Source organism: bacterium (genome assembly GCA_016124905.1).
Lineage (GTDB): Bacteria > Pseudomonadota > Alphaproteobacteria > Rickettsiales > RI-342 > RI-342.
In genome coordinates, this window is the sequence record WGMV01000019.1 from 1 (window position 1) to 11965 (window position 11965).

Here is an 11965-nt window from a genome sequence, read left to right on the forward strand (position 1 = left end):
AAAAGTCGTCGGCCCCTGGAAGCTGAACGATCCATCACTCCCAACCGCCGTACCAAGCGCAGAAGATACCGTGATGCCCGTGTTGCTTACAAAACTGGTCGGACCATCAAAGGCATACGCGGTGTCGATTGTAATGCTATTGGCATTCACGCCACCTATCACCAGCGAACCCGTGGTAATATGGCCAAGCTCGATATCATCCAGGCTAAGCGTGCCTGCTCCCGCCCCAATGCCGATGCTGCGCGTTGAGCTGCGTGGCGTAATGGTGGTCTGAGCCGTGGTGCTGATGGTGCCGCTCAGGTCCAGCGTATTAACATCCCATTCCTGGTTGCCCGCACCGCTGGCAACGGACGCCCCCGAGGAAAGCACCGAATTTTTTGCAATGTTGGTGAAGCTTCCGCCATTGGTGGCAATGCTTGTACCGGAAGCAAAACTGGTCGTGCTGGCGGCGTCGTTGTCTTCATCATTACGTAGGGTGATATTCAGCGCCCCACCACTTGCGGTAATATCCGCACTGCCGGAAAACACAATATCGTCATCCGCGATAAACTGCCAGTTTTTGGCCCCGGCGGAAGACGTTTGCAGGTTGCCCCCTGTTACAAGAATATCCGCGCCCGACATGAAGTTTACGTTGCCGTTCAGATTACGGGTCGTGTTTATGGTGGTGGCGCCGGAATCATTCCACCCGGCACTGCCGCCCAGCCACAGCGTGCCGCCGCCGGTCCAGCCAATGAGGTTGAGTTCTGTGTCATCCAGTGAGAAGTTGGTGACGCCTGCCGCTGTACCGATATTCACAGCACGCCCTGCAGTATAGGGACGCAGAATAATACCCCCACCCGTCGTGCTGGTAACGGATGCCCCCAGCGCAACACTATCGGCGATCAGCTGCATATTCTGACTCGTGGCGCTGAGCGTGCCGGTCGCAGCCGTTGTCAACGTACCCGCGCCCGCATTGATGGTGCGCGTAGTACCCGCCGCGCCGGAAAGCGCAGTCGCGCCGTTGATCGTGATGTTACTGTCATCCGCAATCAGATCCGCCCCCAGCGTATGTGCAAAATTACCCAGTACTATTGTGCCCGCTCCTACGCTGGAATTGCTGGTATCCACATTGGCATTAAAGCTAGTGGGACCATTGAAGTTGAAATTGCCGTTGCTCCCGGCCCCCGTGGTCAAGGAGCCATTCACGGTAATGGCCCTGCCGCCGAAGGTCGAGAACACCACCGAATCGGTGAAGCCAAAGGCCGTGTTCACATCGATGGTGAAGTTGGTGAAATAGGAGGTACCGTCGGTGAAGCGAATAAAGGTATGCCCGTCGCTGATCCTGGCCAGTTCGGCATCCGTCAGGTGCATGCCGAGATTATCCGCCGCCGTGCCGATGCCCACATGGCCGGATGTACCGGAGGCAAGGCTCAAGGTTCCAGTTCCCAGTAACGACCCCGTAGCCGTGTTGATATCAAGCGAATCGGCGGAAATCTGCAGGTAATTATTCTGCATATCCATCGCGCCGCTGACCGTCACGGCATTGGCGTCGATACGGCGGATGATCACATTATCGCGCCAGACATAGCTTTGCAGGTCGATATTGCCGTCAATGCCGCCGCCTGCTGCCGCGCGGCCAAGGAATATCCAGCTGAAGCCGTTTTGAATATGATCGAGTTCCGCATTAGAAAGCGCATAAAGGCCCGTAGCGCCATCCCCGATCGCCATGCTTCGGCCTGTAGTGCTGACCTTGAGTTCAAGATTACCCGTGCCGGAAATGTCACCGCCAAGATTGATGTCGTCTGATTGCAGTGCCAGGTCATTCGCCCCGGCAGCGATAGAGCCCGTGGCCCCCACGATGATGGTGCCGGACCCGGCATTGATGGTCTGGTTGCCGCTCAACGTGACCGCGCCGTTAATGGTGATATTGCTGTCGTCCGCCGTAAGGCCCGCGCCAAGCGTATGCGCAAAATTCCCAAGCGTGATAGCTCCTGCAGCTGCGCTGGAATTGCTGGTGTTGACGGCGGCATTGAACGTGGTCGGTCCGTTAAAGATAAAACTACCGTTGGTGCCCGCTCTGGTACTTAATGCGCTGTTGACGGTATTGATGCCCGTATCGTTGGTGAAGATGGTGAGGTCCTGAAACTGATAGGCGGTATTGATATCGTGATTACCAAAATTCCCCACACCATTGCTCATACCGAACTGCAGGGAGCTAAACCCGTCAACAAGGCGTGCAAGCTCGGCATCCGTGATTTTCCAGTCTGTCGAGGATGCCGCGGTGCCGATGCCCATCTGGTTGCCGATGAAAATGGGCCAGAGACTGAGGGCGCCCGTTCCTGCAAGCGAACCGGTTGCCGTATTGATATTCAGATCATATGCGCGAAGGATGGCGTTGTTACTGCCGAAATTTACCGCCCCGTTCACCCCGATGGCGGTATTGCTCGCACCGCCTTGAATATACAACGTGCCCGTGCCCGCATTCCATATGTAAGAGCGCATATCAACAGCCCCGGTCCAGGAAATGCTGCCCAGATTGATAAACGAGGCCCAGCCTTTACCGTTGAAATGATCCAGCATGGCAGAGGTCAGCACAATATCGCCGGTAGCGCCGTCGGCTAGACCAAGGCTTTTGCCCAATGTCTTGTTGCGGATGGAAAGCTGCCCCGGCCCGTTGAGATCACCGCCGATGGAGAATCCATCCGCGATAAGGGACAGGTTGGCGCTGCTGGCTGAAATAGTACCCGTGGCGCTATTGGTAAAGGTTCCCGTGCCCGCATTGATCGTGCGCGTTACCCCTACGCCACCGGAAAGCGTCACCGGCCCGTTGATGGTAATATTGCTGTCATCCGTAATCAGGTCCGCACCAAGCGTATGCGAAAAATTGCCAAGCGTGATAGTGCCCGCGCCCGCACTGGAATTGCTGGTGTCGACATTGGCATTGAACGTCGTTGCCGCATCAAAGGTAAAACCGGCATTGCTTCCCACTGCTGTGGTAAGAGAATTATTCACAGTAGCGCTGTTGCCCGTGAAGGTGGCGCTATCGTTAAACTGATAGGCAGTGTTAATTTCAATTTGGCCTGTGCCGGCATAACCACGGTTGCCAAAACGGATATTGCTCCATCCATTGGTAATACGCCCCAGTTCCGTATCGTCGATTTTCATGCCGGAGAGGGAAGCGGCCGTGCCGACATTGATGTTCCTGGAATCGTCACGCTGATCAAACGTGAGTGTACCCGTACCCTGCAAGGCCGCACCGGCATTAATATTGATATCACCTGCCATGATGGCCAGCGATTTTGTTCCTGTATTGATAGTGCCGTTGATATCGACAATTCTGGTCGCCGCAGAATCGAACATCAGAGTGCTGGCAAGGTTAAGGCTCACGTTGCGGATATCCATCAACCCGGTACCGGCGGTGGTTCCGAAGTGAATCTGGCTGTAAGAACCGCTGAGCAGGGCGATCTCGCTGTCGTCGAGCATCAACCCGCATGTACCGCCACAAGTTGCGCCTGTGCCGATGCCGATGGTGCGGGAAGCGGTATAAGTGCCGAACCCGACCTCTCCTGTCCCCGCGCCTGTAATGGCTCCGGCCAGCGTCATATTATCCGCCACAAAGCGCAATGCCGAACCGGCGATGATATTGAAACTGGAAGTACCCGCAGTATTAAGGGTGGCGGTGCCAGCCTGGATATAGCGAATAGCCGCACTGGATAAGGTGACAGAACCATTGATAGTAACGTCGCTGTCATCCGTAATAAGATCAGCGCCTAGTGTATGGGCGAAATTCCCTAGCGTGATAGTTCCAGCACCCGCGCTTGAATTGCTGGTATCCACATTGGCATTGAACGTGGTCGGGCCGCTAAAGGTGAATCGCGCATTGCTGCCGGCCAGCGTGCTCTGCGCGCCGCTGACGGTGATACTGCCGAGGCCGCCGCCTGAGTTGAAGGTGACGGGGTCGCGCCAATTGCTATAGGCCGCCAACGTGATGGGCTGGCCTGCACCATTACCGAAGGTGATGGCATTCCACCCATCCACGATATTATCCAGCTCTGCCGTGGACAGCGCCACGTTTCCAGCCCCGCCTCCCAATGCGATGCTATAGCTGGACCCATGGCTGCGAATGGTAAGGCTACCGCCTGCGGAGGCGATCGTGCTGTTCAGGATGACATCGCCGCTGCCCACCACCAGGCCAAGGTTATTTCCCAGCATATTCACCGTGTCGGAAACCACGATATTGCTGGCACCCCCGTTATACACCTGCAGCGAGTCGTTCAGGCTGAACCCCCCAAGGGTGGTCAGGCCGGTATAGGTCGGGTAATTACCGATCGTGATGATGCTCCATCCGTTGTCGATGAGGTCCAGCTCGGCTACGCTCAAATCAAGCCCGCCCGTTGGCGTTCCGAAGTTCACCCCGCGGCTTGCGGTGCCCGGAGCGATGGTAAGGCTGCCGCCCGTCGGTGAAAGGGCGGCGCCAAGAGTCATGTTATCCGCAATCAGCGTCAGGCTCTGGCCTGTGGAGCTGATCGTTCCTGTAGCCGTGGTCGTCAACGTTCCTGTGCCAGCATTGATGGTGCGTACCACTGCCCCGCCCGATAAGGCAACAGGACCATTGATGGTGATGCCGCTGTCATCGGTAATCAGGTCCGCCCCGAGAGTATGGTTATAATTTCCCAGAACGATGGTCCCAACACCTGCGGCGGAGTTGCGCGTATCCACATTGGCATTAAACGTGGTCGGGCCATTGAAAGTGAAGCTGCCATTGCTGCCCACACCGGTGGCCTGTGCACCGGTCACGGTCATAACGCCGGTGGCGGTGGTAAAGGTGATGGGGTCACGCCAATTGCTATACGCGCCGATGCTTACCGGATTGGTTGTGGAAAAACGCCCGATATTGATGCCCGACCAGCCATCGGTGATATTATCCAGGTCGGCCACGCTCAAATCAAACGTGCCTGTGCCCGTGGCCACACTCCAGGTTTGTCCGCCGTTAATGGGCCCCAGGTTTAATGTACCGTTGCCCGTAAGGGCCGCGCCAATCGAAAGATCACCCCCGGAAGTAAACGTGACCACAGGAACGCCGGTGAAATCCTGCGTGCCGATAATATTGATGTTGCCCAAATTATTGAAGGCATAGAGCGTGGCCACGTTCGACCAGGTATGCCCATACAGATTAATGCCGCCACCTTGGCCGTTGATTCCATAGGAAATGCTGTTCCAGCGATTGGGTGCGGCGGGTGAGAGAAAGTCCAGCTCGGCGGCGCTTAAATCAAGCCCACCCGCGCCACCGGCAAGGTTCATGACGCGGTTAACGCTGGAGGGGGCCACGGTCAATGCACGAATCGAGCTGCCATAAACCGGCCCCTGAATATCCATGTTGTCGGCAATAAGATTCAGGTTCAGCAGATTGGGATTACTATTGATGCTGCCTGTGGCGGCGATGGTGAAATTGCCCGTCCCCGCATTGATGACACGCGTGCCAAGGGCCACCCCGTTCAGCGTGACCGCGCCGTTGATGGTGATGTTGCTGTCATCGGTAGTAAGGTCGGCACCGAGCGTATGCACGAAATTCCCCAGTGTGATAGCCCCGGCGGCCGCGCCGGAATTGCTCGTATTCACATCCGCGTTAAAGGTCGTTGGGCCATTGAAGGTTATCGTGCTGCTGTAGCCGCCCGCCGCCGTGGTTTGCGCGCCGTTAACCGTAATGCTTCCCGAGCTGTTAATGTTAAACTGAACATTGTCGCGCCAGCCATAAGCACGGATGTCCATGGCGCCAGCTGTGCTGTTTCCAAAGATGATGCTGTTCCAGCCATCGACGATATTGTTCAGTTCCGCATTGGTAAAATTCATCTCGCCCGAGCTGCCGTCGCCAATGCCATAATCCACATTCGCGGTGGATGCTGCCGTAAGACCGGTATTGACAAATGTCAGGTTGCCGGTCCCCGTCAGGGTGGAGGCAATATCAATCGTATCAGCATTGATGCCAATGTTACGGGCGCCGTAAGCCTGTGCGCCGTTAACGCTGATGGCAGCACCGGAGAAATTAATTGATCCTGTGGCCCTGCCTGCCCAATTGGCATAAGCGCGAATATCCACCACGGATGAATAAGAGGTGCCGCCGCCGCCAAAATACACATTCCCCCACCCGGAAATGAGGTCAAGCTCGGCGGTCGAGATATTGGCACCGCAGGCACCACCGCATGTGGCGCCATCCGCAATGCCCAGCGAACCTGCCCACAATGTTCCAAATGCCAGCGAAGCGCCACCACCACCAGTTACCGCGCCGGCTATGCTGAAATCACTACCGGTGAAACGCAAGGACGTGCCGGCACTGGTGATGGAACCTGTTGCACCAATGTTAACCGTACCGGAGGACGATGTACCAATAATCCGCGTTCCCGCGCCACTAAGGGTCACCGCGCCATTAATGGTGATATTGCGGGTGGCAGACCTCAGATCCGCGCCAAGAACATGGCTGAAATTACCGAGAACAATACCGCTACCAGATGTAGAATTGCTGGTATCGGCCGTGTAATTAAATGTTGTCGGCCCTTCAAAATCAAATGCACCGTCACTGGCAGCCACAGTAGAGAGGCCAGCATTCACGGTAATGCCCGTATTGCTGTAGAACACCATCGGGTCATCAAATGCGAAGGCGCTGTTAATATCCATCGCCCCGGCATTGGCCTGGCCGATGGCGATCATGCGGCCGTCCATGCCTCCCAGTTCGATATTGCTGATGGAAAGCGCGCCGCTGCCGCTGCCTATTCCGATGGCAGTACCGGCCGTGCGGTTTTTCACATAAATATCATGCGAGGTGACAATGGTGGCGCCATTGGTTTCCAGTGTGTTGGCATTAAGAGTGATATCGCCGGTCGACGTGCTCTTGCCGACAATATTGCCAAGATTCATGTAAATATCCTGGCTGCCGCTGGAGGCAGTCGTTCCCGTCAGCGTGATGTTGCCGTCACCGGTGGATTCCACTTTGCTGCCGTCATTGGCATAAAACCAGATGCCATGCGCATCCGTGCGTGCGGTGGCGCCCGGACGCGTACCGGTGATGCTGACATCGCCATCCACCGTCGTGATGATACCAGGGGACCCCACCCCATACCCGATCAGGACCCCCGGGCTTTCAGATTCCGTTCCCGCCCCGGAAGTGCCGGTAATCGTAATATTACCGGCGCTTGCGCCCGTACCGGTGGATTGAAAGGTTGCGCCATAAATACCAACGCCATAACTCCAGGCGGCATTATTGGTAGTACCTTGCCCCTGCACCAGCATATTGCCATTAGCAACACTGACGGTACCGGCCTGAAAATCCATACCGGTTGACCAGCTTGCGGAACCGGAAGTGATGCTGCCGGCATTGCCGATAAGCGTAATGCCGCCGGTACCGCTACTGGTAATGGAACCGCCCAGATTCACAATACCGATCGTGGTCACATTGGTCGCACCGGCAACCTGGCCACCCGTGCCATTAAAGCTGATTAAGCCGTCTACCGCGCTAATGGTAGCCTGGCTGTTAATGCCTGCAAGACCAATATTATTGCCTGATGTTGCCTTAGCACCCACCCCGGTGATGGAAATAGTGCCCCCGCCCGTAGCGGATACACCGCCCGACATGACCACACCACGGGATGTGACAGAGCCGTTATTTTGACCATGCCCGCGTAAAACAACATTACCATTCCCTGCAGTCAATGTTGCGCTGTTTAAAAAAATCCCATCCGCGTTACTTGCCGTTCCATAGGCATATCCCGTCAGATAATTGGTGCCGCCGCTCAGCGTGATATCGCCGCCATTGGTCGTAATGCTGGTGCCTGAGCCAAGCGAGATGGCGCCCGCCAGGCTGCCATCATAATCGCTATTCATCAGCAGGTTGATTTTACCGGTAGTGGCCGTGATATCGGCGGAACCGCTGTAAAGGATGGAATGGTTCGCATAGAAGTTCCATGCTTTGGTGCCCGCCGTATTAACCGAGAGCACGCCGCCGGTAGTCATGATACTGGCGCCGCTCATGAAATTCACATTGCCATTCAAATTGCGCGTGGTGTTGATGGTGGTATTGCCTGAATTATTCCAGGTGCTGCTTCCCCCCAGCCACAACACCCCGCCCCAGGCAATATTATTCAGGAACGTATCGCCGATATCCAGCGTAGTGGAGGCCGTTGCGCCATCGCCAATACCTACCGTGGTGGTGCTGCTCCGTGGGCGAATCACCACATCCGCCGCGCTCTGCAGCACACCCGCCGTGTAGGTGATGCCATCGGCAATCAGCGTCAGCAGCGACGTGCCCGTGCCAACGTTACTGCCCAGCCTTGTGGCATCGATATAAAGGCCGTTATTGGTACCCGCGGCCTGACCATCCAGCGTGACCGTGCCGCCGCCGGTGGATTCCACCGTGCCGGATGTCTCAAAGCGAATGCCGTTGCTGTTGCCGTTGCTGCTGGTGCCCGTGCCGTTGATGGCGATATTGCCTGTATTGGTAATGACCCGGTTGACGCTCGTCGTAAACACAACGGCCGAATTTCCAGTGGTGGACGTGCCACCCGTGCCGTTGAACGTGATGCCACCGCTGCCGGTCGCTTCCACCCGGCTTTTGTTATACATCACGATGCCGTTGGCATAGCTGCCAGTCGTGGTGCCGCCCGCGCCGGTGATGGTAATGGCACCGTTTTGGCTCTGAACAGAGGATTCCACTGCGCCATTGCCCGATACCAGCACGCCGTAATAGCTGTTATTCGTGCCGCCAGTCCCGCCATATCCTGTAATGGTGATGGTGCCGCCGCTACTCGTTGTTACGGATGAGGCAACGCTTCCATCGTCATCAACCGACACCCCGTGCACGTTGGAAAAACCGCCACCGCTTGCCGAACCTCGCCCAAGAATGGTGATGTTGCCGCCACCGGCATCCAGGCCCGCGCCTTCCAGCAGCACGCCCACATAATTGGCACCATTGCCCACGGCTTCATCCACCAGCGGGTTGGCACCGCCACCCAGATTAATAAGCCCGCCGTTGCTGGCGATGTTCATGCCGCTGCCCAGCTTGATGGCCCCGAGATTGTCATTGTCGCGGTCGCTGTTCAGCGTCAGGTTGATGCTGCCGGTGGAAGACGTAATATCGGCCGAACCGCTGAAGATGATATTATTATCGGCGCGGAAGTTCCAGGTTTTCGCCCCGGCATTGGTGGCGGAAAGCACGCCGCCCGTCACCAGCAAATCCGCCCCGCTCATGAAATTGACATTGCCGTTAAAGGCACGGGTGATGTTGACCGTGGTATTGCCGGAATCGTTCCAGGTACTGCTGCCGCCCAACCACAACGTGCCGCCATAGGTGATGCGCCCAAGCATGGTCGATGTGATATCCAGGCTTTCCGTCGTCACGCCGACACCAACCGTTGCCCCCGCCGTTTTAGGGCGAATCGCCACATCGCCGGATGTACGGATGGTAGAATTATCCAGATTCATCGTATCGGCAATCAGGGTGATAGCACCGGTGGCGGACGCGCCGCCGACCGTTGCGCTGTTATTCGCCCCAAAAATGCCATAGCTGCTGGCATCGCCATTGCCGGTGCCGGTGATGGTGATGCTGGCCGAACCGGTGGAAGTGATCCCCCCGCCCGAGCCGCTCTCAAACCCGACACCGTGCTGGTCCGTTCCCGTACCGGTTACCGAACCGGTCACCGATATGGCCCCGTCAACGGAAGTAATGGCCGACGTATCGCCACCATTCCCGCTGGAGGCCCAGATACCCCAGTCATACGACCCACCCCCTGTATTGGTCACCGTGCCGTCCACCGTGATGGTTCCGGCGCTGCCGCCTGTACCGAGCGAGCGAATGAAGGAACTATCCGTCAGCGCCACGCCGTAATAATAAATATCGGCCGCACCGCCTGATGAACCGGTAATGCTGATATCGCCATCCGTCACGCGCACAATGCTGCCATGGTTCAAGGCCACGCCGGAGCCGTAATTCATGCTGCCCGCGCCGGCAAACGTGCCGCTCATGATAATATTGCCGAGCGCACCCGTGGTTTCCACCAGGCTGGCATTATCCAGCCAGATGCCCGCCCCGTCATTGCCGTTGCCGCCCGCGCTGCCGGTCATGGTGATATTACCGTTCACGCTGGTAACGCTGGTGCCATCCAGAAGGATACCGCCCACATCCGTGCCGGAAGCCGCGCCAGCGCCGAACAGCGTGATGGTGCCGGTGCCGGAAGTCTGAATCGTCGCCCCGGAAAGATAGATACCTGCATACCCAACCTCCGCGGTGCGGCCGCGCATGATGATGCTACCGCCGCCCGCATTGATGGTGGCGCCGGACATGTCAATGCCGTCATGCCCGCCCGCTGCGCTGCCCATGGCCTCATCCGTGGTTGGATCAAGTCCACCGCCCAAGATAATATTACCGCTATTACTAACTAGCTGCGTACCTGCGGCACTGGCACCAATCGCACCGGCACCCGTATTGTCACTGTCAGAATTCAACGTAATGTCGAGCTTACCGGCGCCCGCTGCCGTGATATCACTGCCACTATTGATCGTGATATCGTTTCTCGCCTTAAGCGAAAGAGAGCTGTTACCCGCCCCGGAATACGTGATGTTGGTATTCAGAATAATATCATGGTCGGCAATCAGCTGAAGCGTATGTGACGACCAGGTAAAGCCGTTATCGACGTTAATATCCCCCACCCCGCCGCCGCCGGATACGGTTGTAACAATGACGTTGGAAAGCGCGAGCTGGTTTTGCAGGGTTGTCGTATTGAGGATGGTGTTCATACCTGCGCCGGTAAATTGCGTGCCATCCCAGGCGGCAGCATTGGCGCCGTTTGAAATGGTGATATTGGTCGGGTCGAGCAGCAGGGTCCCAATGGCGCCATCAAAAGCCCTTACATCCGCCATCCCCGCAAAATCCAGCCAGCGCTTGCCGGATACTTCCACAAAGCCGCCATTGCCGCCCGTTGCGCCGCCCTTCGCTTCAATATCGCCGTAAAAACCGGTATCTCCGTCCGACCAGACGATCACCCGCCCGCCCCAGCCTTGGCTGATGGCACTGGCCTTCAGCGTTACATCTCCGTCGATATAGGTCACCCGTGAAGTCTGTGTATCGCCGGTTCCCTGATAGTCACCGCCGATCAGAATGCGGCCGCCTTCCTTGCGGCCACTGGCGTTGATCAGCGCATGGCCTGTCACCGCAACCGTATCACCCAGCACGCGGATGCTGCCGCCCTTCTCGCCTGCTTCATCGCCTGCGGCGCGAAGGCGGCCGCTCACCTCCACGCGGCCGTCACCGGCCTTACCTGTCTTGTTGGCCCCGGTGGCGGAAATAATGATTTCCCCGTTTTTCTGCGCCACTGTGTTGGCCGTCACATCCCCGCTTACCTGAATCAGGCTGTCCACCACGGTTCGTCCGGCTGCCGCCGTGAGCAGCACCTTGCCACCCTCGGCTGCAATGCTGCCGGTATGCTTCAAACGCGCCGCCACGCCATCGCTGATGGCAACCTCAATCAGCTTATCGCCAGCCATGTCCAGCGTGAAGGTCTCGCCAGCTGCCAATGCGACCTTGCCCAGCTTCGCTTCAATCACGCCGCTGTTTTCCACCTGGGGCGCCACCAGCCCCACCAGGCCCGCCTGTTTGGCCGTGATCACGCCCTCGTTGATGACTTTGGCATCCGCCTTGCCAGCCTGGTCGAACTTCATGTTCCCGGCCATGAAATTCGCGTTGCTGATATTGGCCGTGCTCGCCACAAGGCCCGCCGCATCCACACGGCTCGTGCCGCTGAAAATTACCCCATTGGGGTTGATGATGGCGATGTTGCCGTTGGCCTGGATGTTACCCTGGATCAGCGACGGATTCGCCGCATTCACCCGGTTCAGCGTCCAGCTGCCCGCATTCGGCTGCACGAAACGCGTCGTCTCATGCGGGGCGATGTCGAACCCGCGCCAGTCAATCACCGCGCGGTTCGTGCTCTGGTTCACCGTC

General features: G+C 57.4%; 1 protein-coding gene. It reads right to left on the reverse strand.

Going from position 1 to position 11965, the window contains the following annotated elements; genetic code table 11:
• The coding region (locus GC177_05725) for a filamentous hemagglutinin N-terminal domain-containing protein (GenBank protein MBI1275452.1) at positions 1–11965 on the reverse strand (11965 nt) is incomplete at both ends.